The sequence below is a fragment of the Sorangium sp. KYC3313 genome (genome assembly GCF_052075895.1).
In the GTDB taxonomy this organism is placed as follows: Bacteria; Myxococcota_A; Polyangia; order Polyangiales; family Polyangiaceae; genus Sorangium; species Sorangium cellulosum_B.
The window spans coordinates 7,747,908-7,773,197 of record NZ_CP197255.1; the positions used below are offsets into that span (position 1 = coordinate 7,747,908).

The 25,290-nt window shown below is 72.5% G+C and carries 18 protein-coding genes and 3 tRNA genes; 11 read left to right on the top strand and 10 right to left on the bottom strand.

Annotated elements, in window-relative coordinates; translation table 11 throughout:
* Nucleotides 1-32: 32 nt before the first annotated feature.
* The 3 genes from ACSRUE_RS29900 to ACSRUE_RS29910 all read right to left on the bottom strand — a co-directional run bounded on the left by ACSRUE_RS29900 (nt 33) and on the right by ACSRUE_RS29910 (nt 3,425).
* Nucleotides 33-1,049: a hypothetical protein gene (locus ACSRUE_RS29900; protein ID WP_441286550.1), complete on the bottom strand. Its 1,017-nt coding sequence runs from the start codon at nt 1,047-1,049 to the stop codon at nt 33-35.
* A gap of 150 nt (nt 1,050-1,199) precedes the next feature.
* Nucleotides 1,200-2,768: a methyltransferase domain-containing protein gene (locus ACSRUE_RS29905; RefSeq protein WP_441286551.1), complete on the bottom strand. Its 1,569-nt coding sequence runs from the start codon at nt 2,766-2,768 to the stop codon at nt 1,200-1,202.
* A gap of 6 nt (nt 2,769-2,774) precedes the next feature.
* Complete coding sequence (locus ACSRUE_RS29910; RefSeq protein WP_437747098.1) at nt 2,775-3,425, bottom strand: transaldolase family protein; 651 nt, start codon at nt 3,423-3,425, stop codon at nt 2,775-2,777.
* A 318-nt stretch (nt 3,426-3,743) separates the two neighbouring features.
* Between ACSRUE_RS29910 and ACSRUE_RS29915 the strand changes: the two genes are divergently transcribed.
* A complete protein-coding gene (locus tag ACSRUE_RS29915) occupies nt 3,744-5,258 on the top strand; it encodes an ATP-binding protein (RefSeq protein ID WP_441286552.1) in 1,515 nt (504 codons plus the stop codon).
* Between the two features lie 23 nt (nt 5,259-5,281).
* Here ACSRUE_RS29915 and ACSRUE_RS29920 read toward each other — a convergent pair whose 3' ends face one another.
* Nucleotides 5,282-6,793: a sigma-54-dependent transcriptional regulator gene (locus ACSRUE_RS29920; RefSeq protein WP_441286553.1), complete on the bottom strand. Its 1,512-nt coding sequence runs from the start codon at nt 6,791-6,793 to the stop codon at nt 5,282-5,284.
* Nucleotides 6,794-6,912: 119 nt separating this feature from the next.
* Here ACSRUE_RS29920 and ACSRUE_RS29925 point away from each other — a divergent pair, with 119 nt between their 5' ends.
* From ACSRUE_RS29925 to ACSRUE_RS29950, 6 genes are all read left to right on the top strand, one after another.
* Nucleotides 6,913-7,770: an outer membrane protein assembly factor BamD gene (locus ACSRUE_RS29925; RefSeq protein ID WP_441286554.1), complete on the top strand. Its 858-nt coding sequence runs from the start codon at nt 6,913-6,915 to the stop codon at nt 7,768-7,770.
* Entirely contained in the window at nt 7,767-8,081 is a 315-nt protein-coding gene (locus ACSRUE_RS29930) for a hypothetical protein (protein ID WP_437767653.1), read from the top strand. The genes ACSRUE_RS29925 and ACSRUE_RS29930 overlap by 4 nt, the downstream gene beginning before the upstream one ends.
* Nucleotides 8,082-8,191: 110 nt before the next feature.
* Nucleotides 8,192-8,668, top strand: coding sequence for a transcription elongation factor GreA (gene greA / locus ACSRUE_RS29935; protein ID WP_012236225.1), 477 nt, complete (start codon nt 8,192-8,194; stop codon nt 8,666-8,668).
* A gap of 143 nt (nt 8,669-8,811) precedes the next feature.
* On the top strand, nt 8,812-12,177 hold the full coding sequence (locus tag ACSRUE_RS29940) for a sulfatase-like hydrolase/transferase (RefSeq protein ID WP_441286555.1): 3,366 nt from the start codon (nt 8,812-8,814) through the stop codon (nt 12,175-12,177).
* Between the two features lie 31 nt (nt 12,178-12,208).
* On the top strand, nt 12,209-13,510 hold the full coding sequence (locus tag ACSRUE_RS29945) for a hypothetical protein (RefSeq protein ID WP_441286556.1): 1,302 nt from the start codon (nt 12,209-12,211) through the stop codon (nt 13,508-13,510).
* The gene (locus ACSRUE_RS29950) at nt 13,497-14,768 is read left to right on the top strand and encodes an outer membrane protein assembly factor BamB family protein (RefSeq protein WP_441286557.1); all 1,272 of its coding nucleotides are present in this window, start codon (nt 13,497-13,499) and stop codon (nt 14,766-14,768) included. The genes ACSRUE_RS29945 and ACSRUE_RS29950 overlap by 14 nt, the downstream gene beginning before the upstream one ends.
* A gap of 563 nt (nt 14,769-15,331) precedes the next feature.
* On the opposite strand, the gene ACSRUE_RS29955 is transcribed toward ACSRUE_RS29950, so the two are convergent.
* Together ACSRUE_RS29955 and ACSRUE_RS29960 are read right to left on the bottom strand one after the other, a co-directional pair.
* Complete coding sequence (locus ACSRUE_RS29955; protein ID WP_441286558.1) at nt 15,332-15,919, bottom strand: GNAT family N-acetyltransferase; 588 nt, start codon at nt 15,917-15,919, stop codon at nt 15,332-15,334.
* A gap of 72 nt (nt 15,920-15,991) precedes the next feature.
* The gene (locus ACSRUE_RS29960) at nt 15,992-17,704 is read right to left on the bottom strand and encodes a hypothetical protein (protein WP_441286559.1); all 1,713 of its coding nucleotides are present in this window, start codon (nt 17,702-17,704) and stop codon (nt 15,992-15,994) included.
* 476 nt (nt 17,705-18,180) lie between these two features.
* Here ACSRUE_RS29960 and ACSRUE_RS29965 point away from each other — a divergent pair, with 476 nt between their 5' ends.
* The gene (locus ACSRUE_RS29965; RefSeq protein ID WP_441286560.1) at nt 18,181-19,614 is read left to right on the top strand and encodes a serine/threonine protein kinase; all 1,434 of its coding nucleotides are present in this window, start codon (nt 18,181-18,183) and stop codon (nt 19,612-19,614) included.
* A 23-nt stretch (nt 19,615-19,637) separates the two neighbouring features.
* Here the strand turns inward: ACSRUE_RS29965 and ACSRUE_RS29970 are convergent, their stop codons facing one another.
* From ACSRUE_RS29970 to ACSRUE_RS29980, 3 genes are all read right to left on the bottom strand, one after another.
* Nucleotides 19,638-20,486 carry a hypothetical protein gene (locus ACSRUE_RS29970; RefSeq protein WP_441286561.1) on the bottom strand — a complete coding sequence of 283 codons (849 nt, stop codon included), beginning with the start codon at nt 20,484-20,486 and terminating at the stop codon, nt 19,638-19,640.
* A 154-nt stretch (nt 20,487-20,640) separates the two neighbouring features.
* Nucleotides 20,641-21,768 (bottom strand): carboxylate-amine ligase, encoded by a 1,128-nt coding sequence (locus ACSRUE_RS29975; RefSeq protein ID WP_441286562.1) that lies wholly within the window; start codon nt 21,766-21,768, stop codon nt 20,641-20,643.
* A complete protein-coding gene (locus ACSRUE_RS29980) occupies nt 21,765-22,748 on the bottom strand; it encodes an ATP-grasp domain-containing protein (protein ID WP_437767661.1) in 984 nt (327 codons plus the stop codon). The genes ACSRUE_RS29975 and ACSRUE_RS29980 overlap by 4 nt, the downstream gene beginning before the upstream one ends.
* A 379-nt stretch (nt 22,749-23,127) precedes the next feature.
* On the opposite strand from ACSRUE_RS29980, the gene ACSRUE_RS29985 reads away from it, so the two are divergent.
* The 3 genes from ACSRUE_RS29985 to ACSRUE_RS29995 all read left to right on the top strand — a co-directional run bounded on the left by ACSRUE_RS29985 (nt 23,128) and on the right by ACSRUE_RS29995 (nt 23,564).
* Nucleotides 23,128-23,199 (top strand) — tRNA-Val (locus ACSRUE_RS29985).
* A gap of 45 nt (nt 23,200-23,244) precedes the next feature.
* Nucleotides 23,245-23,321 (top strand) — tRNA-Asp (locus ACSRUE_RS29990).
* A 166-nt stretch (nt 23,322-23,487) separates the two neighbouring features.
* Nucleotides 23,488-23,564, top strand: a tRNA-Asp gene (locus ACSRUE_RS29995).
* A gap of 89 nt (nt 23,565-23,653) precedes the next feature.
* Here the strand turns inward: ACSRUE_RS29995 and ACSRUE_RS30000 are convergent.
* On the bottom strand, nt 23,654-25,192 hold the full coding sequence (locus ACSRUE_RS30000) for a hypothetical protein (RefSeq protein ID WP_437767662.1): 1,539 nt from the start codon (nt 25,190-25,192) through the stop codon (nt 23,654-23,656).
* Between the last annotated feature and the right edge of the window lie 98 nt (nt 25,193-25,290).

Consider the following 25,290-nt stretch of genomic DNA (forward strand, 5'->3'; position numbering starts at 1 on the left):
TCGTACGCTCCCCGGAGAGCCCCCCGCAAGCGCTACTGCGGACAGGGACCGGTAATCTTGACCGCGCTCGCGGCATACTCGCCGCCAAGCGCATAGGCGTCGGCGCAGTCGTCCGTCGCGGCCGAGTTCGTCGCGCTGCACCAGTCACCCTTCAGCACGATCTTGCCGCTCTCGTCGCGCTTGCACGTATTGGGGATCTCACCGGTGCCGTACTCTCCGATATCGCCCGAGAGCACGACGCAAAGGCTCTGATCGAGCCCGGGGATGATCACCCGATCGACCTCTTCCAGCGTGATGAACGCGGTGAGCTTGCCCCCGTTGATGAACGCAGGGGGATCGCCTTCCGGGCCGGGGAGGCAGGCCTCCATCGGATCGAGCCCCGCGCGGTTGTACCGTCCGATGCAGTTGTTGTCCGCCGACACCTTCGCGTCGGTGAGCTGCACCTGGTGCATCGGCAGGACGATCGGCTCGGCGGCCGCGTCTCCCGCGCCCGTGTCCAGGAAGATCGGGACGTTCAGGATGTCGGCCGCGCCGCTCCATGCGCCGTCGGTCAGCGGGGCGTCGAGCTCCATCGGCGCGATCTCGAACTCGCCTGCAGACGTGTTGGCGAAGCAGTAGCCCGCGCGCGGGTCGCTCGTGGGCATCGCGCCGCCGGTGCGCAGCTTGCCGGTCGCCGTGTCGAACTCGAGCAACCAGGAAAAGGTCCCGGTGCCATTCAAGTTGCACACGGGCAGATTCATCGTCAGGCCCTCGGCGACGAGGCGGGCGATAAAGCCGACCGCGAGCACGTCGGGCTTCGTGATCGTCAGCTGCGCCATCCGCAGACCGAACTTGGTCGCGCCCTGATTGTCGTGGACGGCAATGCAGTCGGAAGCGACAGCCGTGCAGACCGGGTTCGTCGGCGAACAGTCGCCAGGAGCCCCGCCGCCGGTCCCCCCTGCCGAGCTCGAGCTCGTCTCGCCGGCGTCGTCGCCCCCGCACCCCGCCCCCGCCGCCGCGCCCATCAGCGCGGACATACCTAGTACGCAAAAAACCTTCAAAAACCGCATCTCTTGCCTCCTCTGGTGTTGCAAGGTGCGGAGTATAGGCGGCGGAAATGCGATGACCACGCGGTCGAGGTGACGCCGCACCGCGTCGCTATCGCCACATTCACGTCACGCTCCGATGAGCGCGACGCCCTGCAGAGCTCGGCGTGACGCCTAGCGGCGCTCGTAGCGGTCGCCGAGCCGGGCGCCGACGGGGAGCGCGCGCAGCAGGCGAATCATGGTCCACACCGTGCCAGCCAGCTTGCGCAGCTTCGAGGTGCCGACGCGCTCGTTGTACTCGATGGGCATCTCCACCACGCGATAGCCGCACTTCGCAGGGAAGAGCAGCGTGTCGATGGGCAACGCGTCGCCCTCACCGTCGAAATCGAACGCGCGAATCACCGAGCAGCGGTAGGCGCGCATTCCGCTGTGGACGTCAGTTGTCGGGATACCATGCATCGCGTGTGTCATGGCGGCAAAGGCGCGGTTGGCGATGTAGTTCGGGACCGGCATGGCCGCCGGCCTCATGCGGGTGCGCGCGCAGTTCACCACGTCGGCGCCCTCCTCCTCGATGAGGCGCCTGAGCACGGGGATGTTCTCGGCCGGATAGGTGAAGTCGCAATCGAGGTAGATGAGCAGATCGCTCCGGGCGGCGGCGCTGTACATGAGGAGCTCCATGGCCGGCCCGTGGCCGCGGGGCGGCACCTGCCGGAGCACGCGCGCCCCGAGGCCGGCCGCGATCTCGGGGGTCCTGTCCCGCGTGGAGCTGTCGACGCAGAGGATCTCCGCGTCGGGCGCCGCCTTCCTGATCTCGCCGATCATGGCGCCGACGCTCTCCTCTTCATCCATGGTCAGCATGCCGACGGTGAGCCGCATCCGGCGCGGGCGCGGCGGCTTCCTGGCGACGATCACGTGCTGGAACGCGAGGAGGCCGGGCGCGCGGTCGGCGACCACGTCCTCCAGCGGGCGGACGAGCGCGTGATACGCCTTGTAGGGGAGCGAGCTGGCGAGATCGCCGGGGTCGTCTCCCGCGCCGAGGCCGCGGAGGATGAGCCCCTTGGCGGCCCGGACGAGCATCGGGTTCTGCTCGACGCGGAGCACCTCGAGCCCGGCGCGCTCGATGAGCCGGACCGCCGACGCGCGGGTGAAGAAGCGGAGGTGCGTGTCGTCCAGGATGCCGCTCGGCTCGTAGTCGAACCGGCCGGCGAGGAGGCCGAGGCGCACCGGCCAGGCCGCGACGTTGGGGAGCGAGACGATGACGTGGCCGTCCTCCTCGAGGTGGGGCAGGAAGCGGCAGAGCGCGGCGAGCGGGTCGGCGGTGTGCTCGAGGACGTCGGCGAACAGGAGCAGGTCGAAGCGCCGGTCGCCGAGCGCCTCGCGCACGGCGGCGTCGCTCGTGATGTCGGCGGCGAGGACCTCGTCGAGCGCCGCGCCGGCGCGCGCGAGCGAGCCGCGCGCGATGTCGATCCCGGTCACGCGCGCGCCCGTGCGCTTGACGGCGGCGCCGTTGAGCCCGATCCCGCAGCCGACGTCGAGCACCGTCCGCGGCCGGCCGGCGACGGCGACGAGGGCCCGGTTCACCTCTTCGACCGCGTACTTGCGCCCGGCGAAGACGTCCGGCGCGGCGCGGCGCGGCGCGCGCCGACCGGGTGCGTCCCCCTGATCGAGAGCGCGCGGCCCGCGGTCATCGCGGCCTTCCCAGTCTTCCCCGTCTCCTCGCGCGTGGCCGGGCTCGGCGTTCACGCGCGGCTACTTAGCACGCTTCTCCCAGGCGGCGTTGAATTCGCGGATCGTCTCCTCGGTCTTCGGGTTGTGGAGCATCTTCCGCAAGATCGCGGGAGGCACGGTCACGATGTGCGCGCCGGCGTCGAGCGCCTCGTTCACGTCCATGAGGTGGCGGATCGAGCCGACGATGATCTCGGCGCCCAGCCGCTCGCGCTCGAGCCTCGCGCGCGTGCGCTCGATGACCGGGGTCGCGGCGTAGCCCATGTCGCGGATGCGCCCGCTGAAGATCGAGACGTACGCGCCGCCGGCGAGCGCCGCGAGGTACGCCTGGTTGAAGCTCATCACGCACGTGACGTTGGTGCGCACGCCGCGCTTCGCGAGGGCGTGCGTCACCTTGAGGCCGACGTCGCTGAACGGCACCTTGACGCAGATCCGCTCGGGCGCCCACGCGTGATAGCCGCGTGCCTCATCGAGCATCGCCGCCTCGTCCTCGCTCGTCAGCTCGACCGACACGGGCCCCGCCGACGCCGCGAGCACCTCGCGGATGCGCCGCTCGAGATCGACGCAACCCGCGTCGCGCGCGAGGATGAGCGGGTTCGTGGTCACGCCGGCGAGCACTCCCCAGGAGAAGAGCTCCTTGATCTCGGCCGGGTTCGAGCTGTCGAGGAAGAACATGGAGCGCTCCAGCGGGCTCGCTCGAGCCCCGGCGCGGTCTAGGCCAGTTCGATGCAATAGAGAAGGGGGATAGCGAAGGGGAACAGCGAAGAGCAGAAGGGGAGAAGAGAGGAGGGGAGGAGGGGAGAACGAGACACCGTCCACGCTGCGCGGCGCGCCGCGCCGCCCTGCGGTGACGTTCGCGGCGCGGCCTGTGTGAACGACGTTGCAAAGACGGAGAGTCCGCGCTTCAGTTCCGGTTGTCGGAGATGTCTCTCCGATGGAACGTTTCTCCACGGTCATGCGTCGATGAGCAGCGGACGATCGTCGAGGGAACCGGTGGCACCCAGCCCGCTGCTCGCGGCTTGCTCGCCGGCGGGGCTCTACGTCGCCGCGCCTGGCGGCCAGCTCGTCGATTGCAACGACGTGCTCGCCCGGCTGCTCGGCTATGGCTCGCGGGAGGAGGCGCTCGCGGCGGCCGAGCTCCACCTCGGCGGGGGCGCGGCGGGCGCGAGACCGCCGCCGGCCGGCGTGGTCGAGGGCTTCCTCACCCGCCGCGATGGATCGGCGGTCCGGGTGATGAGGACCGAGACCGTCGCGGAAGCGCGCGGCGAGCGGCTCGTTGTCGGGGCCATCGTCGATCTCTCCTCCGCGCGCTGCACCGACGATCGCCGGCGCGAGCTCTCGGAAGGGCTCGGCCAGGCGCAGAAGATGGAAGCGGTGGGGCGGCTCGCGGGCGGGATCGCCCACGATTACAACAACCTGCTCGCGATCATCCTGAACTACACGAGCCTGGTGATAGAGGAGCTCGACGAGCAGAGCCCGGTGCAGAAGGATCTCGCCGAGATCAAGCGCGCCGCGCAGCGGGCCGCGTCGCTGACGCGGCAGCTGCTCACGGTGAGCCGGCGGGGGCTCGCGCAGCCGGTCGTGCTGGATCTGCGGGACGTCGTGCGCGGCATGGACGGCGCGCTCCGCGCCGCCGTCGGCGGCAGCATCGATCTGGCGATCGCGCTCGGCCCGTCGGCCTGCCGGGTGCTGGCGGACGCGGGGCAGCTCGAGCAGGTGGTGATGAACCTCGCGCTGAACGCGCGCGACGCGATGCAAGGCGGCGGCCGGCTGTCGATCGAGACGCGCGCGGTCCGCGTCGGCGCTGCGGGGAGCCTGCGCGACGCGCACCCGGCGGTCCCGCCCGGCCGGTACGCGCGCCTCGTCGTGAGCGACACCGGCTGCGGGATGTGCGACGACGTGCGGACGCGCGCCTTCGAGCCGTTCTTCACGACGAAGCCGAGGGGGAAGGGGACCGGCCTCGGGCTCGCCACCGTGTACGGGATCGTCAAGCAGTGGCACGGCCACATCGAGCTCGCCTCCCAGCCCGGGGAGGGCACGCGCGTCGAGATCTACCTGCCGCTCGCCGCGCGCGGGGCGTCCTCGCGGCGAGCGCGCGCGGGACATCCGCGCCGCGCCGCGCCGCGCCCGGGCGAGGGAGGGACGGTGCTCGTCACCGACGACGAGGACGCGGTGGTCACGCTCGCGAGCCGGATCCTCGGGCAGAACGGCTACACGACGCTGACGGCGCGCGGGCCGCGCGAGGCGCTGCGCGTCTGCGAGGCGCAGCGCGGGCGCGTCGACCTCCTGCTCACCGACGTGCTGATGCCCGAGATGTCCGGCGGCGAGCTCGCCGCGCGCCTCGTGAAGCTCAGGCCGGACATGAAGGTGCTCTTCATGTCCGGCTACACGGGCGACGCCCTCGACGGCCCGTTCGCCGTCCGCCCGGGCGCCGCGGTGCTGGGGAAGCCCTTCACGGCCGAGTCGCTGCTCCGCGCCGTCCGCAGGGCGCTCGAGGGGGCCGCGTAGGCGGGACGTGCCGGCCTTGGTGGCTACGGCGCCTCACCTCGCTTGATGCCGTACGCGCGGATCTTCTTGTGGAGGTTCGTGCGCTCGACGCCGAGCAGAACGGCCGCGCGCGAGATGTTCCAGTCGAGGCTGGCCAGCACCTCGACGATGTAGCGGCGCTCGGACCGATCGCGGAACTCGCGGAGCGTGAGGCGAGGGCGCCCCGGCTCGTGGCGGGCCGCGCCCGCGGGCGGCTCGGCCGCGCCGGGGGCGTGGGGCGCCGGCGCGCCGTCGCCGGCGGCCCCCTGCGCGTCGTCCTCGAACGGGTTCTCGTGCGGATCCTCCGGGAGATCGGCGATCGTGACGACATCGCCCGAGAGGATCGCGGCGCGCTCGATCACGTTCTTGAGCTCGCGGACGTTGCCCGGCCAGCTCCGGCGCTCGAGCGCGGCGTAGACCACCGGATCGATGGCCTTCTGCTTGAGGCCGTTCTCGTTGCAGAACGCCGCCATGAACGCGTCGGCGAGCGCGCGCAGGTCCTCCATGCGGTCGCGCAGCGCCGGGCTCTTGATGGGGAACACGGCGAGGCGGAAGAAGAGATCCTCGCGGAAGCGCAGCGCGGCGACCTCGCGCGAGAGGTCCTTGTTCGTCGCGGCGAGCACGCGGACGTCGACGTGCCGGCTGTGCTCGCTGCCGACGCGGCAGATCTCGCCCGACTGCAGCGCGCGCAGCACCTTGGCCTGGGCGGCGAGGTCCATGTCGCCGATCTCGTCGAGGAACAGCGTGCCGCCGTGGGCCTGCTCGAAGAAGCCCCGCTTCGGCCCGCTCGCCCCGGTGAACGCGCCGCGCTCGTGGCCGAAGAGCTCGCTCTCGATGAGCTCGCGCGGGATCGCGGCGCAGTTGACCCGGACGAAGGGGCCCCGCGCCCGCGGCGACAGCCGGTGGATGGCGCGGCTGACGAGCTCCTTGCCCGTGCCGCTCTCGCCCGTGATGAGCACGCTCGCCTTCGTGGGCGCGACGCGGTCGATCTCCTTGAACAGCCGCTGCATCGCCGCGCTCTGGCCGATCATCTCGTAGCGCGCCTGCACCTGCGCCTTGAGATCCTCGACCTCTCGAGCGAGCCGTGAGTTCTGCAGCGCGTTCTTCACGCCCACGAGGACGCGCTCGCGGTTCAGCGGCTTCTCGAAGAAGTCGCTGGCGCCGAGCTTGATGGCCTTCACCGCGTCGTTGACGGTCGCGTGGCCGCTGATCACGATCACCGGGAGCTCGCGGGTGGCGTCGTCCTGGCGCACGCGCTGGAGGAGGTCGAGGCCGTTCATGCCGGGCAGGAGCAGGTCGACCAGGGCGAGGTCGACGGGGCTGTCGCCGTGCGCGAGCAGCTCCAGCGCCGCCTCGGCGCTCGGGGCCTCCGCGACCTGGTAGCCCTCGCCCTGCAGCACCAGCGCGAGGGTGCGGCGAATGTTGCGCTCGTCGTCCACCACGAGCACGGTGGGCGCGGCGGCGCCTCCGGGCGGGGCGGTGGCCGCTGGGGCGGACGGCGGAGAGGAAGCGGGCATGGGTCGACCATACCCCAGCTCAGCCGTGCGCCACGATGCGGGGAGCGAAGGAGCACAGGCCCGGCCCCGCGGCGGAAGCCCTGGCGCGCCGGCGCCGGATTGGGTACGAGGCCTGCTCGATGAGACCCTCCGCCGCTGTCCTCGCCCTCGCCGGGTGCCTCGCTGCCCTCGGAGGGCTCGTGGGCTGCGATTTCGAGCTCAACGACGGCCGCACCGCGACCCTCACGTACACCGAGGACGCGCGCGCCGCGTACAACGAGGCGCTGGCCGCCTTCCAGGCCAAGGACTGGGAGGACGCCCGCGCCCTCTTCGGCGAGGTGAAGCGGCTCTTCCCTTACAGCCGCTACGCCCGGCTCGCCGATCTCAGGATCGCGGACCTCGATTTCGAGCAGGGAAAGTACCCGGAGGCGATCTCGGAGTACCGCGCGTTCATCCAGGAGCACCGGACGGATCGGAACGTCGAGTACGCGAAGTACCGGATGGCGAAGGCGCTCTACCTGGACATCGACGACACGGTGTTCCTGCCGCCGGCCGAGGAGCGCGATCAGGCGACCACGCTCGAGGCCTACAAGGAGATCCGGACGTTCCTCCGGCAGTACCCGCGCAGCCGGTACCGCGAGGACGCGGCCTACATGCTCGAGGTCGTGACGGGGCGGCTCGTGCGCCACGAGCTCTACGTCGCGCGCTACTACCTCAAGGAAGACGCGTTCGACGCGGCCCTCGCCCGGATCGACTACGCGCTGCGGACCTTCCCGGGCTCCGGGCTCGACCCGGAGGCGCTCGTCCTCAAGGGCGAGACGCTCCTCAAGATGAAGAAGCCCGACGAGGCGCGCGCCGTGTTCGAGTCGGTCATCCGGGACTGGGGCGGCCCGTTCGCCGTGACCGCGCGCCGGTTCCTCGACGAGATGGGCGGGCCGCGCGGCACGCCTGCCAAGAAGGCGGCGTCGGGCCGCGCCCCCGCGGGGCCGCAGCTGTGACGCAGGCCGTCGGACGGCCGTCCTCCGGCGCGCGCTACGTGCTGGAGCAGGCCGACGCCGGAGATGCGCAAGGGGAGTTCGTGTACCGGGGCGTCGTGCGGCTCCCGGACGCGGACGTCCCGGTCGAGGTGCGGGTCGCCGAGGCGACCGGCGCGGCCTCGGCGACGGTGGACGCCGCGGCCGTCCCGCACGGCGGGCCGCATCCCGAGGAGCTCTCCAGGACGGCGGCGGCCCTCGTCCGGAGCGCGACCAAGTCAGCGGACGCCCATGCGCGGCGGCCGCCGCGGAAGATCGTTCGCTGGCGCGGCTAGGCGGAGGCGGCGGGGGCACGCGCCGCGGTCCGGGCGCCTGGCGCCTCGGGCGACTGGCGCGCCCAGGGCCGTCGTCTCCCGGCCGGGAGCCATGCTAGAAGCGTCCCACCATGTCCGAGAAAGTACCGATGACGCCCGAGGGACAAGCGCGGCTCCGCGAAGAGATGCGACGGCTGAAAGAGATCGACCTGCCGCAGGTCGTCAAGGACATCGGGACGGCCCGGGAGCACGGCGATCTCTCCGAGAACGCCGAGTACCACGCCGCCAAGGAGCGGCAGGGCATGATCGTCGCCCGCATCAGCTACCTCGAGCAGACGCTCTCGCGCGCCGAGGTGATCGATCCGTCGAAGCTGAGCGGCAGCAAGGTCCAGTTCGGCGCCAAGGTCAAGCTCGCGAACGTGGACACGGACGAGGAGCAGAGCTTCCAGATCGTCGGGCCCGAGGAGGCCGATCTCAAGGTCGGGCGCATCTCCATCGCCTCGCCGCTCGCGCGCGCGCTGCTCGGCCATGAGGTCGGCGAGGAGGTCCGCGTGAACATGCCCGCCGGGCCGCGCACGTACGAGATCCTCGAAGTCTCCTACGCATGACCGAGCGCAACGGGGCCGCTCCGATGCGCCCGCGGGGCCATGGGGGCGCCAGCCGGCCTCCCGGGGGGCCCGCGCCCTCCGGGCGGCCCCTCCCGGGGAGCCGGCCTGACACGACGGCTGCCGGGGAGGGGATCGCCGGCGTCGTGCCTGGGTCGGCCGGCCACCGGGCCCCGGCGGCGCCGCGCCCGCAGGCCGGGCCGGCGCGCCCGTCCACGCCGGCGCCCGCGCCGAGCCGCGCCACGTTCCCGAGCGGGAACTCCGACGCGCCTCCGAGGAAGCTGGAGACGGAGATCGGGTGGCGCATGGCGGACGCCTACCTCGCGATCGCGGCGCTCGCGCTCGCCGAGCTCCTGGTCGTCGGCGTGTGGCGGTGGCGAGAGCTGCTCGGGCCCTACGAGCTCGGCCGCGCCCTGCGCGACCTCCTGCCGCTCGCGCTCTCGGCCGCGGCGCCGTGCGCCGCCGTCCTCGGCGCGGTGCTCGAGATCGTCATGCGCGCCGAGCGCAAGGCGTTCCGCGCCGCGGCCGCGCTGATCGCGGGCGCGTTCGGCGGCGCGGTGGCCTTCGGGGTCTCGACGGGGCGCATGCTCGAGGGCGGCCGGCGCGCGCCCTTCATCGCGGCGCTCGCGCTCGTCGCCGCCGCGGCGACGTTCGCTGCGGCGCCGCGCGCCGCGCGCGCCCTGAAGCGAGCGCGCGCCGCGGCCGCCGGCAGGTGGCTCCTCCTCGCGGCGATCTGCGCGATCGTCCTGCTCGAGGTCGCGAACGTGCGCGTCCTGCCGCGCCTCTACGCCGCCTTCCACCTGGGGCTCGCGGCGCTCACCCTCGCGGCGGCGACCTTCGCGACGCCGGCGCTGCCCGCGCGCGCGGCGCGCCTGGAGGACGCGCACGGGCGGCGCTCGCCCAGGCTGGTGCGCGCGGCGCTCGCGCTCGTCCTCTTCGCGTTCGGCGCGGCGCTCGCGCCCGGCGCCGCGGACAGGCTCGCGCTGGCGGACAACATCCGGCTGATCTACGCGACGCACAGCCCGCTGCTCGGCCACGTGGTCGAGCTCGCCGCCGTGCTGTCGCCGCCCGAGCCGCTCGACGCCGCGCCGCTCGACGAGCGCGCGAGCGGGCACGCCATCGATCTGCGGGGGCGCGACGTCGTGCTGATCAGCGTCGACGCCCTGCGCGCCGACCACGTGGGGGCGTACGGCTACGACAGGAAGATCACCCCGAACCTCGATCGCCTCGCGGCCGAGGGCGTGCGCTTCGACGCGGCGTACACGCCGACGCCGCACACGTCGTACGCGGTGTCGTCGCTCATGACGGGCAAGTACATCCGCCCGCTCGTGCTGCAAGGGCTCGGGGACGACTCCGAGACCTTCGCGCAGCACCTCCGCCGCTACGGCTACAAGACGGCGGGCTTCTACCCGCCGGCGGTGTTCTTCATCGACGGCGAGCGCTTCGGCGCGCTGCGCGACCGGGCGCTCGACTTCGAGTACCGGAAGGTCGAGTTCGCGAGCGCAGAGCTCCGGCTGGAGCAGGTGCGGAGCTACCTCGCCGGGCTCGGGCCGGAGCAGCGCGCGTTCATGTGGGTGCACCTCTTCGAGCCGCACGAGCCGTACGAGGCGCACCCGGAGCACCCGCTCGGCGACCGCGACATCGACCGCTACGACGCGGAGATCGCCGTGGCGGACGCGGGGGTGGGGGCGATCGTGGACGAGGTCCGCAAGGGGCGCCCTGACGCCGTCGTGATCGTCACGGCCGATCACGGCGAGGAGTTCGGCGAGCACGGCGGTCGCTACCACGGCACGACCGTGTACGAGGAGCAGGCGCGCGTGCCGCTCGTCGTGAGCGCGCCCGGCCTGCTCTCGCCGCGCGTGGTCCGGGCGCCGGTGCAGCTCGTCGATCTCCTGCCGACGGTGCTCGCGGGGCTCGGCATCCCGAGGCCGGCGCGCGTGCGCGGCGCGGACCTCGGGCCGCTGCTCGCCTCCGGCGACGAGGCGGCGGAGCAGGGCACGGCGGCCCCGCCGGGCGGGCCGCCCTCGCTCCCGGGCTTCGCGTTTGCCGAGACGGACGCGCAGACGCTGCTCGCCAAGGGCACGCTGCGGCTCGTCTGCGCGCGCAAGATCGGCGCGTGCGCGCTCTACGACGTGGCGGTCGATCCGCGCCAGCAGGAGGACATCTCCGCGCTGCGCCCTGCGGAGCTCGGCGCGATGCGGTCGGAGCTGCGCGCGGTCGAGGCGTCGCACGGGCGTTACGAGGTCCGCGGCCTCCGGCAGGAGGGCAAGGGCTGGCCCGACGCGCTCCGCCGCGGCATCGCGGGCGACGCCGACGCGGTCGTCGAGGTCGCGGCGCTGCTCGACGACGCGGACGTGGCCATCCGGCGCAAGGCGGGCGAGGTGCTGTTCGATCTGCGCCGCTCCGAGGCGGCGCCCTCGCTGCGCCTCGCGCTCGTGCGCGACGAGGACGACGAGGTGCGGCGCTGGGCGGCGCTGACCCTCACGCGGCTCGGCGAGGGCGCGCCGCTCACGCGCGATCTCGTCGTCGATCCCGATCGCAAGTGGCGGCGCCTCGCGGCGCTCGCGCTGGCGGAGTCGGGCGATCGCCGCGGCGACGACGTGCTCGTGGCGTGGCTGCGGCAGGTGGTCCGCGGCGCCGAGCAGGACGGCGGCGCCGACGCGGGCGAGGTGACCTCGTTCGAGCGGGCGCGCGAGATCGTGGACGCGCTCGCCAAGATCCGGGTGAAGGCGGCGCTGCCGCCGCTCATCGCGGCGCTCGGCGACGTGCGGCTCCGCCCGTACGCCGCGGCCGCGCTCGCGGCGATCGGCGAGGACGCCGCGCGGCCGGCGCTCGCGGAGCGGCTGAGCCAGGAGCCGTACCAGACCGCGCGGGTCGCGATCGCGGAGGCCCTCGTGAAGCTCGGCGCCGGCCCCGAGCTCCGGGCGCCGCTCCTGCGCATGCTCGGCACGCCCGATCCGCTGCCGGGGGGGCTCGGGCTCGCGCTGCGGGCCGACATCCTCGACCTGCTCGGCGGGCCGCGCGAGCGCGATCTCGGCCGCCTGCGCCGCTTCGCGAAGAGCGGGGTGGGCCTCGGCGTCGTGATCCCGAAGGCCGGCAACGGCAAGGGCGTGCGCGTCCTCTGCCGCGCGCGGACCGACGACGGCCGCCCGGGCGAGGTGCGGTTCGGCAGGCCCACGCGTAGCTGGCGCCCGCCGAAGCGGGACGGCGCGTCGCTCGTCCCGGCCAGCGCGCCGGAGCTCGATCCGGAGCGCGCGGTCACGCTCGCGATCCCGCCGGGGAGCGAGCCGACCGAGGCGTTCGCGACGCTGCCGCCCGCGGCGGGCGCGAAGGCCGGCAATTACGGCGATTTCGTGGTGTACGCGACCCAGAACGTCGAGGTGTCCGCGTGCGCGGTCGTCCCGCTCAGCGACGAGATCCCGCCCCCGCCCCCTGCGCCCTGGTCGCCCGAGGAGGCCGGGGCGCCGCCGCGCTCGGACGACGAAGCGCCCGCCGCTCACCGGCCAGATTGACGCCGCAGGCCGCGAGACTAGAGTCCGCCGCGTGTCGGACAAGGACCGAGAGCAGGCCGAAGAGAAATCCGCGCGGAGCGACGGCGATGTCGTCACGCGGAGCGATGGCGACGAGGACGGGGCCGCGGAGGCGGCCCCGGCGAGGCCGCCGCGCGGCGCTCCGGTGAAGGACGCCGGCGGCGACGACGGCGACGGCGACGGCGAGGCCGCGCAGCGCGTGGCCGATGCGCTCGGCGTCGGGGAGGGGGACGAGGCTCCCGCGCCGGAGGCGGCGGGCGAAGAGGCGGCCGAGGCGGTGCCGAACCGCGCGGCCCGCCGTCGCGACGAGGCCACGGCGCGCCGTCGCAAGAAGAAGGCGACCGGCGAGGAGCTGCCCAGGGACAAGAACGCCCGCGCGAAGGAGCTGCTCGCTCGCCGCAGGGAGCAGGCCGAGGGGCGCCGCCCGGTCCAGCTGCTGCCGGGCGAGATGGTCGAGGACGCGCTCAGCCGGATGAGCAGCGGCGCTGGCCGGTGGATCAAGACGAACTTCCACATCGTCCAGTGGGGCGTGCTGGCGGCGTTCGTCGCGACCGGCGGCGTGCTGTTCTACCTGTCGCGGGCCGAGAAGAAGGACGCCGTCTCTTCGTCGGCGCTCGTCGCGGCCGTCGCCGCGGACCGGGGCAGGGTGCTCGCCGAGGACACGCGCAGCGAGGAGGAGAAGGAGCTCGACGTCACGAGGACCTTCAAGACCGCGGACGAGCGGTCGGCCACCGCGCTCGCCGAGTACAACAAGGTCATCGACGAGCACGCCGGCACCGGGGCGGCGACGCTGGCGAAGCTCGGGCAGGCCGGGGTGCTGCTCGACAAGAAGGACTACGCGCACGCGCTGGACGCGTACAGCGTCGTGGTCTCGTCGCCGCTGGCCGGGGCCGATCCCGACGTGAAGGGGCGCGCCATCGAGGGCATCGCCTTCGCCCGAGAGGGCAAGGGGGATCTCGACGGCGCGCTCGCGTCGTTCAAGGAGCTCGAGGCGATCGACATGAAGGGCTACAAGGAGCTCGCGCTGTACCACCAGGCGCGGCTCCAGCTGGCCAAGGGCGACACCGACAAGGCGAAGCAGCTGCTCAAGAGCGCGCACGAGAAGCTCCAGGCGCCGTCGACGGAGGGCCGCCCGTTCCAGTTCCTCGAGGCGGTCGTCGAGGAGATGCTGCGCAAGATCGATCCGGCCGCCGTGCCGCCTCGCGCCGCGTTCGGCGGTCCGAAGGGCCAGTCGATGACGCCGGAGGAGATCGAGCAGCTGCTCCGCCGGGCGCGTGAGAACGCGGAGAAGAAGGCGGGCGATGCGCCGCACTAGCCGCGCAGCGGGCGTCGCGCTCGTCTGGCTGGGGCTCGCGCCGCTGAGCGGCTGCGGCAACCTGGGCGTCGCTGCGGCGCCCGATGCGCCGCTCTGGCTGCACCACCCGGGCGGCGCCCTCGGCATCACCATGCGCCGCGAGCTCACCGCCGAGACGCGCAAGGTCGGCGAGGCCTACGAGCGCGGCCGCCCCGAGATCGACGTGGCGCACCGGCGCGTCTTCGTCGGATCGAGCGACCACGGGCTGTACGCGCTGCGCGCGGACACGAGCGACGTCCTCTGGCGCTTCGAGACGCTCGGCCCGGTGCAGTGCGAGCCGCTCTACGACGCCGCGTCGGACGCGGTCTATTTCGGCTCGGACGACGGCGCGCTCTACAAGGTGCGCGCGTCCGACGGCGCGCTGCTCTACCGCTTCATGACCAACGCGAGGGTCGCGCGGCGGCCGGTGTTGCGCGACGGCGTGCTCTACGTGACGAACTCGAACGACACGCTGATCGCGCTCGACGCGGCGACGGGGGCGATGCGCTGGCACCAGCACAGGACGCCGGCGGGCGGGATGGAGATCTCCGGGCACGCGGGGCCGGCGCTCGGCTGGGACAAGGTCTACACCGCGTTCTCGGACGGGGTCGTGATGGCCTACGACCTCAAGGACGGGTCCGAGCAGTGGGCGCTCGTCGACCTGGCTGCCGAGGCCGAGCAGAGCGCGGGCGGCCAGACGCCGAAGTACCTCGACACGGACACCACGCCGGTCCTCGGGAAGATCGCCTCGGGCGATGTGGTCTTCGTGGCGGGGTATGCGGGCGGGGTCTTCGCGCTCGACGCCGAGAACGGGACCCGGGCCTGGATGAACGAGGCGGCGGTCGGCGTGACCGAGCTTCTCCTGTGGGAGCAGCCTGCGCATCAGCCTCGGAGCGGAGGCGGCCCGATCGTGCCCGCGCGGAAGGTGCTGCTTGCGTCCTCCGGCATGACCGGCCTGTGGGCGCTCGATCCGGAGGATGGCCGCACGATCTGGCGCCGGGACCTGCCTGACGGCGGCATCTCGGCCCCCGTGCCGTTCTCGGGGGCGCTGCTGGTGACGACCACGCGCTACGGGATCTTCCTGTTCTCTCCGCTGGACGGGGCCGTGATCGACGGCATCGAGACCGGCGGCGGCATCGCGATGACGCCCGCGGCGTACGGCCGGCGTGCGTTCGTCCTGACGAACGGCGGCTCGCTGCTGAGCCTCGACGTCGAGACGCCCCCGATTCCGAAGGGCTGAACACACGCACAGGCCGAGGCGCGGCGGCTCGATGCTGGCGGGCCGAAGGGCGCGCAGGGCGTTGCGGACGACGCCTTGAGGCGCGTTGCGGGGCTCCGGCGTGGTGCCTCCGGCCAGGTCTCGTGGCGGGCAGAGCCAGCCGACCGACCCAGGTTGCGGCGGGCGAGGCCGACCGACCCAGGTTGCGGCGACGGCGAGGCCGACCGACCCAGGTTGCGGCGACGGCGAGGCCGACCGACCCGGGTTGCGGCGACGGCGAGGCCGACCGACCCGGGTTGCGGCGACGGCGAGGCCGACCGACCCGGGTTGCGGCCCGATCGGCCCTCAGATGCATGAATTTACTCGTGAAATCGAGCCGATCTCCCCTGCCCGTCGCACCGACCTTGGATCGCATAAGAAACATTATGTCAACTCGAGAGCCTGGCCGGGTTTCCGGGCCTCATGGCTGGCCCCCAGCGCAGCCAGGCGCACCCCGGCCGAGCGGTCGCACGCCCTGAACCGCGCCCCATCGACGGGCCACCGCGCCCGTCCCGCGACGGCCCCGAGCGAACGGCCCGCCGGGCTCAGCGCTCGTCGCCCACGTCGCCCACGTCCAGCGCTTCAGGGCGTTGCGGCGGAATCGCCGCCCACAGGACGACCTCGCCGGCTCGGGTCAGCGGGCTCCCGGAGGCCTCCTGCTCGCTCCACCACGCGCGGACCTTCGCCGGCGCGCCCTCGCCGAGCGGCTCGAAGCCCTTCTTCGCGTAGAAAGCCTGGGCCCAGCTGGCCTTCTCCCTCGAGCGCACCACGACCTGCTCCATGCCGAGCTCGCGCGCTCGATCCTGGAGCTCCGCGAGCAGCCGCGTCCCGATGCCGCATCGCTGGTGGTCCGGGTGCACCGAGAGCTCCTCCAGGACTGCGATCCCAGGCGCCTCGTCGCGCCACGCCAGGTAGCCGGCCACCTCGTCGTCCGCCTCCGCCACGCGCACGTCGTGCCGCCGCGTCAGCGCGGCGAGATCGGCGAGCGTCCGCGCCTCGATCTCCGCCGCCCCGGGGCCAGCCTCGCGGTGCATCTCCGTACATGCCTGCTCCAGCGCCACGAGCGCCGGCAGCTGGGCCTCCTGCAGTCCTGTCACGCGGATCCGCTCCGGGGCTGTCCGTTCGTCATGCATCCCGCGAGGCTACCGTCGATGCACGGGATGCCCCACTTCTTGCCGAACGTGTCCCCGCGGCGCCGCGGCAGCTCAGCTGCGCAGCTGGAGCAGCCGCGCGATCGTCTCGCCGTCCCCGGGGCTCAGCGGGACGAGGATCCCGAGCGCTGCGCCCCGGGGCGGAGCGTTCCTTCCGTCCATCGGGACGAGCCGGAGCTCCCCGGCGCTCGAGATGCCGATCACCGCGATCCGCAGCGCCGGCAGCGGCTCGATCTGCGACGCGGGCAGCCGCGGCGGCGGCGCCTGCCATTCCCCTTCGTACGGCGGATCGTTCCACGACGAGTGCTCCGACGAGGCCCCACGATCGTCCGAGGGGGCTCCTTGCGACCAGGACGCCGCCTCCTCCGCGCCCTGGCCCTGCATCGCGCCCGAGGGCTCCCTCGCCAAGGTCGGATCTCCGTGCCGATCCGCAGAGGCGATGCCGGCGTCGGCTTCATCCGGCTCGGCCTCGGTCCAGTCGCCGCGGTCGTCGGACGCGTGGCCCTCCTCCGGTGCGGCGGCGGGCGGCTTGCCGTCGCCCGCCAGCTGCTCCAGGACGAGCATCGGCGTCTCCTCGTCCAGATCCTCGATCCGGAGCTCCATCAGCACCCGCTGCTCCTGCGGGGTCAGGGCGCGGCGCGCGGTGCCCTCCTCGTCCGTGCTCGGCCAGAGGCCCGGGCGCCGCTCTGTCGCCTCCTGCGAAGAGCCCGCGCCGAGCGGGACCGCCGGCCGCCGCGCCAACGCCGCGGCCATGGCCGTCGGCGTCGGCACCGTCGCGCGCTGATCCGCCGGAGGATCCGCGTCGGCCGGCAGCTGCTCCCCGCTGGCGCTCTCGCGCGCGGCGTCCGACGCGCCCTGCCCCGGCTCCTGGCCAGCGAGCGCACCCGCGGCCGGGAGCTTGACCGCCGGGACCTCCTCGGTCACCGCGGTGGTCGACGACACCCTCCCGTGGGGCGACGCCGCGAAGCCGGTGATCGCACGCGCGTTCGCCGGGACGGCGCGGCCAGGCGATCCGGCCGTCGAGGCGGCCGCACCCGGCGGGGCGCCGGTCTTCGTCGCCGCGGCAGGGCGCGCCGGGAGCCCTGGCGCGTGGCTCGGCGTGCGCGCCGCGGGCGACAGCTGGGTCGGGGTCACCTCGCGCAGGGCCGCTGCGCTCACCGGCGCGGGGGCGCGCCCCGGCACCACCGACGCCGGCCTGCCCAGCCCCGCCGGGGGCCTGGGCACGGCGCTGTCGCGGAACGTCGCCGCCGCGGACGTGATCGGCCCTGCCGGCACATCGCCGGCAGGCGCGCGGACCGAAGGCGCCCGCATCGCGGCGGGCGGCGCGCTCGTGCCCGCGCCGCCGCGCTCGGCTCGTCCTGCCTCCACGCCCGGCGGATGCGACGGTCGCGCCAGCGCCCCCGGCGAGCTCGGCCTGGGCGGCGCCGCGCTCGCCGTCGCGGGAGGCGGAGGCGCGCCGGACGCCTTGGGAGGCGTGCTCGCGGCCGCAGTCGGCGGCGCGCTCGCGGTCGTGGGCTGCGAGGCCGTGGCCGTATCCGCCTCGGGCGCCGCGATCTTCTGCGCCACCTCCGCGGCGGCCTTGAAGAGCTCGAGGGCGCGCAGGTCGGCGTTGGCATCCGAGGCCTGCTCCGCGGCGCGGCGCAGCCACCTCAGGGCCTCGTCGCGCTCGCCGCGCCCCCACAGCGCGGTCGCGGTCGACAGCGCCCAGTGCACGTCTTCGTTGTCTTCGTCGTGCGGCGGCGGGATCGGGCGCAAATTGGCTTCCATGAGGCCTCGTCGAGCAGGTCGCTCACCGTGTATCACGACTCCAGCGCCCGCGTCTTCAACGCGAGTTGGCGCACTTTTCGCACCTTTACGCGCACTTTTACACGCGTCTTTACACGCAACGAATCATTCCCTTTCGCCGCGCTCGGTTCGCATCGGTTCGCATCGGTTCCCATCCGTTCCGATCTCCGCGCGCGCCACATCGAGCGCCCTGGCGGCGCTCGCCGCGTCCTCTCTTCGGGCCGCGCTCGCCTACCCTCTGCTGCGATGCGTCCCTCCGAGGCGCCTTCGCCCCCGAGCTTGAGGTCCGTATCCGCTTCGTGGCACCCTGGCTTTGCGGGACCTCCTTCGTGACGTGCAGGCGCGATGGCGCTGCGTCGCTCCGGCAGACGTCGAGGCTACGGGCCTCCACGAACGTAACGGTGGCACTCGAGCCCTACCCCTCCAAACTCCGCCTCCCCATCTAGTAGGACCACCGCGTGCAGATCCTGTCGGACCTCAAGCCTGGAGACACGCTGGGCCGCTACGAGCTCCTCATGCCGGTCGCCCGTGGAGGGATGGCGGCCGTCTGGGCGGCGCGCCTCGTGGGATCCCGCGGCTTCCAGAAGATCGTCGCCATCAAGACGATGCTGCCGGAGTTCGGCGACGACCCGGCCTTCGAGGCGATGTTCCTCGACGAGGCGCGCCTCGCGTCCCGCATCCGGCACCCCCACGCGGTCGAGATCGTCGAGCTCGGCGACGAGAACGGCGTGCTCTACATCGTGATGGAGTGGGTCGACGGCGACACGATCGCCACGCTGAACAAGCAGGTGAAATCGACCGGGGGCGTCGGCGTCCCCCTGCCGATCCTCCTGCGCATCGCCTCGAGCATCTGCGCCGGCCTGCACGCCGCGCACGAGCTGCGCGACGACGAGGGCAGGCTCGTCGACCTCGTGCACCGCGACATCTCCCCGCAGAACGTGATGGTGTCGTTCGACGGCATCGTGAAGATCGTCGACTTCGGCGTCGCCAAGGCCACGGGCCGCCTGCACGAGACGCACGTCGCCGGCCAGCTCAAGGGCAAGATCCCGTACCTCTCGCCGGAGCAGCTCACGTCGGGCAAGGTCGACCGGCGCGCCGACATCTTCTCGCTCGGGGTCCTGCTCTACACGACCCTCAGCGGCTACCACCCGTTCCGCGGCAAGACGGACGCGAAGACGATGGAGAACATCATTCGCTTCGCCCCCGTCCCCATCCGCGAGCTCGTGCCGGACGTCCCCTTCGATCTCGAGCTGGCGATCGAGCGCGCGCTGGCCAAGGATCCGGCGGACCGCTGGAACGACTGCGCGTCGTTCCAGCGAACGCTCGACCAGATCGCGATCTCTCTCGGCGCCGCGGTCACGGACGGCGACGTCGGCCGCTTCGTCCGCGAGACGCTCGGGGACGCCGTGGCAGAGCGCCGGAAGAAGCTCGCGACGGCGATCCAGCTCGCGGACAGCCGCTTGTCGTCGCGGGGGGAGCTCCGCTCCACGTCCGGGCGGCGAGGCGAGCCGCGCAGCAGCAAGCGGCCGCCCGCCGGGAACACGCCGCTGCCGGCCACGTTCGCCGGCATCCTCCCCGTCTCTCTCGACGAGCCGCCGCCCAAGTCCTCCTTCCCGCCGCCCTCCAGCCGCAAGCTGCCGGTCAAGTCCGCGCCTCCGGCCCTGATGACGCCGGCGCCCCGCCGGCGGCGGCGGTGGCCCCGCCGCATCTTCCTGGCCCTGGTCGTGGTCCTGCTGCTCGTCTCGGGGGCGGCGCTCGCCGCCCGCGCGGGCCTCCTGCCCGTGCCCGGCGAGGTCCACGACGCCCTTCGCGACGTGCGCGCGCTCCTTCGCGGCGCGCGCGAGCTGCTCCGCGGCGTCCTCGAGCGGCTGAGCGCGCTCCTGGCAGACTAGCGCGGACTAGCTCCGCGCGGCCGTCACTTGATGCCGGCGGACGGCTCCGGCAGGCAGACGCCGAGCGCGCAGAGCAGCAGGTTGACGTCGCCTGCGGCGCAGTACACCTGCCGCGCGCAGTAGTCGTCGTAACCGCAGAGCTGATGGCAGGACGCCTCGTTCCCGAGCGCCCCGGTGAACGTCATGCAGGACCAGCCGCTCGACAGCCAGAGCCCCTCGGGCCGCTTCGTGTCGAAGAGGCACGCGTCGGCGCGCGTCTCCGGGTCGAACACCTCCGCGGTGCAGGCGTCGCCTCCGGACAGCTTGCCCCGCGCGGCGGACATCGTGTTGAGCAGGTAGGTCACGTCGCACGCCTGATCCGAGGCCGAGTCCCGCGCGATCCGGGCGCGCAGCTCGTCCTTCCTCGCCGCGTAGGATCGGACCGCGCGGATCGCGCCCGTGACCTGGTTGTTCCCGCCGTCGGGCTTCGTCCCCTCGGCGAGCGCCGCCAGCACCTTCTCGACCAGCTGCTCCGTCTCCGGATCGGCCCCCGCGGAGCCGTCCTTCGCGTAGCCGAGCCGGATGGTCGAGGGCGGCGTGCGCGACGTGCACGGCTTCGCGTGCGCCCAGAGCTCCTCGCTCACGATGGGCGGCCGCTTCGTGAGCGGCTGCTTGCAGACGCCCACCGATCCGGGAGGCAGCGAGCCGGAGGCCCGCGGCGTCGGCTGCCCAGGACCTTCGTTGACGTACTCGGTCGACGCGCAACCCGCGGCGCCCGCGGTGACGGACAGCGCGAGCAGCCAGCCCACCGAGAGAGCTGCGACGCAGCGATGCGGAGCGTTTCCCACGGCCGCACGGTAGCAGAGCCGGCGCGCGAGCAGAAATTCTCGCACCGAGGCGCGCCTCGGCCGGCGGCCGCCGCTCGATGCATCCCGCCGCCCCCGCCCCGCCGAGCGCCTCCGCCGGAGCCGCCCGCGGCCGGGAGGAGGGCTCCTCCCGGCGCGCGGCATCCCCGCGGCGGCCTCCGCCGCCGGGCAGCTCGGGGCCTCACAGGCCGAGGCTCGACTGCGCGATCAGGTCGTCGACCACGGCGTGGAAGCTCTTCGTCCGGGCGTAGACCGCGAGCTGGCGATCCGCGCTCGTCCCTTCGTGGAGGATCCTCCGGACCCGCTCGAGCTCGCCCTGCGACCCGAAGATCTCCGCCGACTCCTGCACGAACTCGAGGAGCTCGCCGACGAGGTGGCGGACGGGGACCTGCTCCTGCTTCCCGAAGTCGATGAGCTGCCCGTCGAGGCCGTAGCGCACGGCGCGCCACTTGTTCTCCTCGATGAGCTCCTGCCGGTACTCGCGGAACCCGAGGTTGCGCCGGTAGAGGAGGTAGAGCTTGCCCATGACCGCCTGGACGAGCGCGGCCAGCGCCACGGTGTCGTCGAGGCGCGTGGTCATGTCGCAGATCCTCACCTCGACCGTGTCGAAGAACGGGTGCGGGCGGACGTCCCACCAGATCTTCTTCGCGTTGTCGATGCAGCCCGTCTTCACGAGCAGATCGACGAAGCGCTGGAAGTGGCCGTACGACTCGAAGAGCCCCGGGATCCCGGTGCGCGGGAAGCGCTTGAAGATCTCGCTGCGCGTGCTCTTCAGCCCCGAGGGGCGGCCGAGCCAGAACGGCGAGCTCGTGGAGAGCGCGAGGATGTGCGGCAGGAAGTAGCGGACCTGGTTCGCGAGGGCCATCGCCACCTCGCGGTCCTTGACGCCGACGTGGACGTGCAGCCCGAAGATTAGGTTGGCGCGGGCGACGTCCTGCAGGTCCTCCACGATGCACCGGTAGCGCTCGCCGTCGGTGATGTCCTGCTTCTTCCAGTCGCTGAACGGGTGCGTCCCGGCCGCGACGATCCGCATCCCCCCTCGTCGCGCGAGCGCGTTCAGGCTGCCGCGCAGCTCGACGAGCTCTCCCCTCGCCTGCCGGATGTCCCGGCAGACGCCGGTGCCCGTCTCCACGACCGACTGGTGCATCTCGGGGCGGGCCCGGCCGCGCAGCCGCTCGTGGCCCGGCCCCCCCTCGAGCAGCTGGCTCACGTACGACCGCAGCTCGCGCGTCTCCGCGTCGACGATCTGGAACTCCTCCTCGATGCCCAGCGTGAACTGGCCGTCGAGGAGCCCCTCGACGGCGGTCATGACGAGGCCCCGAGCCGGACCTTGCCCACGGAGGGCCGGACGAGCCTCGACCACGCGTAGCCGTCCCGCGTCCGCCGGTCGCCTCTCGAGCACTCCACGGCGAGCGAGACCATCCAGTCGACGGCGATGTTGAAGTACCGCTCCCGCAGGTGCTCGATGTGCATGTCCGGCGCCGGGTTCGTGAAATCGATCGCGTACGGCACGCCGTCGCGGATCGCGAACTCGATCGAGTTCATGTCGTAGCCGAGCGCCTGGTTGATCTTGATCGCGTCCTCGATGACGCGGTCGTGCAGCGCCTTCGGGAGCCACCGCTCGTCCTCGTGCTGCACGTAGCAGCCGCGGAGCCCCGTGGGGCCGATCGCCCTGGGGTCGTACTGGATCGGGAGGATGCGATCCTTCCCGACGCAGATGCAGCGGACGTAGTCGTCGAAGTCGATGAACTCCTGCAGGGTCATGACGTTCTGCCCCGAGGCGTTGTAGGCGGCGAGCAGCTCCTCCTGGCTCCGCACCACCGACACGTCCTTCCACCCCCCGCCGTCCGCGGGCTTGAGGATGGCCGGGAAGCGCACGTAGTCGATGATCGCCTCCCAGTTGAGCGGATACTCGAGGTTGCGGAGGCTGCGCTCCTTGACGATCGCCGGGATGTAGTCGCGCTGGGGCAGCATGACGGTGCGCGGCGTCGCGACGCCGATCTGCGACGCCAGCGAGTAGCCGAAGAACTTGTCGTCCGCGCTCCACCAGAACGGGTCGTTGATCACGAACGCCCCGCCGAGCGCGGCGGCCTTCAGGTAGAAGCGGTAGTGCTTCACCTCCTGGCTGATCCGGTCGATGAGCACCCGGTACGGGCTCTCGAACCGCTCGGGCGTCCCGCCGAGCTTCGCGATCTCCGCCCGGACGCCCGGCACCTTGTTGCACCTCTCGAGGAAGGCCTGGGGGAACGACTGTTCCCAGCCGACGAGGATGCCGATCTTCTCCGCCATACGTTGCTTGCTCCTCCACTCCGCTTACGCGCGGCTGGCGCCGCTGACGCACAGCGTAGCGCGGACACATGGGAATTTTGCGCTGTAAGTGTGTCGATGAGTCAGGTTGCCACACGGTCCAACAGCTCTGTTCGCACGCTCGCCTGGTGCGTTCGTGATGGCGCTTGCAACCGCGGCAAACGAGCGACGCGGACGCGAACGAACGCGGACGCGGATCGCGAGGGTGGCGGCGGGACCGATGCGGACCCGTGCGGCGGCGCGCGGCGAAAGCCCGGAGATCCAGGGGCAGGCGCGGGCTCGATCAGCCAGGGACGGAGGCCGCGAGAAATAAATCTTGACGGACTCCGTTCGGCGAGTACAGTCGCGCACCTCTCCGACGGGGCGGGTAGCTCAGCGGCAGAGCGTCGGCCTTACAAGCCGATGGTCGCAGGTTCGACCCCTGTCCCGCCCACTTCCTGGGTTTAGGGGCCTGGGTGATCCGTAGTGATGTCAGTCTGGGGTGGTAGTTAAGTTGGTTATAACGCCGGCCTGTCACGCCGGAGGCCGCGGGTTCGAGTCCCGTCCACCCCGCCAGCTTTCTTCCCTGTCATCTGAGTCGATGCTCGCCTGAGCCTCCCTCGGTTGGCCTGCATCGCTCGGTGCAGGCCAGGCGAGGAGGTCTGGCTCGTGGCGAGCTTGCTCATGGGAAGCAAAGCCGAGCCGGCTCGGCGCTCGCCGAGCGGTCGTATCCCTGACGTCTGGGGTGGTAGTTAAGTTGGTTATAACGCCGGCCTGTCACGCCGGAGGCCGCGGGTTCGAGTCCCGTCCACCCCGCCAACGCTTCTTGAATCTCCGCCGCGCCGCCGTCCGCCGTCGCACTTCTGACAGGCCGGGCGCTTCGGGCGTGGCGCGCGCGGCGTTGCGCCTCAGTCGTCGCGCTGCGAGAGCGTGAGCAGCGCCTTGACCTTCGCGTACGAGATGTAGGGGTTGTCCTCGGCGCCCCCGAGATCGTCGGCGTCCTCGCCCGCGCCCTGGGCCCGCACCGGGATCCAGAGATAATCCGGGTGGAGCTCCTTGCCGTTGATCCCGTTCACGATCGAGGGGTTCTTGATCCACTCGCCGCCCAGGATGGTGAGGTTCTCGTCGAGCTCGAGCACGTAGTGCAGCTCCGACACGGAGAGCGGGACGGTGCGCTGCTCGGGCGGCGTGAGCAGCGTCTCGCCGGTGACCGAATCGGAGATCATCCAGAAGCGCGCGGCGACGCGGACGAAGCGCGTCGCGCCCGGGTTGAACCTGTAATTGTAGCAGTCGGCGCCCGCATACGCGCCGCCGCACAGGAGCCGCGCGGCCTGCCGGACGTCCACCTCCTCGATGACATCGATCGAGAACTGCTTGACGGGGAAGCTCCACACCTCGACGTCCCAGGTGTGGTCGACGACGAACATGAGCTTCTGTCGCTGGGTCGAGTCGCCGTGGAGCGGCTTGGCTCCGACCCCGAGCAGCCCGGTCATGGCCACGTGCATCGTGGCCGGGTTCAGGTCGCGGCAGGCGGGGTCGATGGGCCTGCCGTAGACGTCGCGCATCGTCCGATCCGCCCGCGTCTCGCAGCGGCGCCCCGCGAAGGTCACCGAGTCGCTGAAGTAGAGCTCGCTCATCAGCGCCTCGATGTCCGCCATGCGGAACAGGACGCAGCCGGTCTCCGCCGCGGCGCACTCGGTCACCTTCGCGCCGGAGAGCTTCACCCGGACGTCGCGGCGCGGCCCGGCCCCCTCGGCGGCGACGTAGGCCGACCACCCGTTGCAGTGCCCCCACCAGTACTCCGGGTAGACACCCTGGTAGAGCCCGTGATGCTGTAGCTCCCAGCGCGTGGCCGGGCCGGCCACGACCACCGTCGGCTGGATATAGGGAGGATTGCGCAGGTAGGGAGGCCTCCTCAGGTCGTCCATGCTCCACGAGGCGATGGCCCCGAGCGTCTCCATCTGCCCCGAGTGGAACAGGACATCGTATTTCTCGACGGGAGAGATGTTGTCCGGGTCGGAGATCCGGTCGGAGTAGTTCTTGTTGGTCGAGTTCCAGCGATCGGCGATGCCGTTCTGCCGCTGCGGCCACCAGTTCGAGGCGAACGCGGTCGACTGCGCCTCGCCTTCCCGGAGCGTCGAGTTGAGCTGGAGCAGGGAGCCCCGGAGCTCGGGGTGCAGGAGCGAGGGCTGGTTGGCGCTGTCGAGCGCCTCGCGGCCGTCGGTTCGAGGGATGAGGAGCTGGTGCGCGCCGCCGAGGATCTGGCCGGTCTCGGGCGAGAAGCCGAGCACATACGGCAGCTCTCCGCCTTCCATGAAGCGGAAGGTCGAGACGTTCAGGCTGCTCGCCGCGGCGGCGACGCTCTCTCCCGGCGCAGGGTCGAGCTCCACGCAGCCCTGAACCAGGAGCACCGAGCTCACGACGCTCGCCCTCATCCACGTCTTCATCGCCGAACCCCCCGGAGACCGACGCCCGCCGATCTCTCGCGCGTGCTCTGCAGAGGGCGCGCCACCGAGCCCGGCGTTAAAGAGCGCAGCCATTGCAC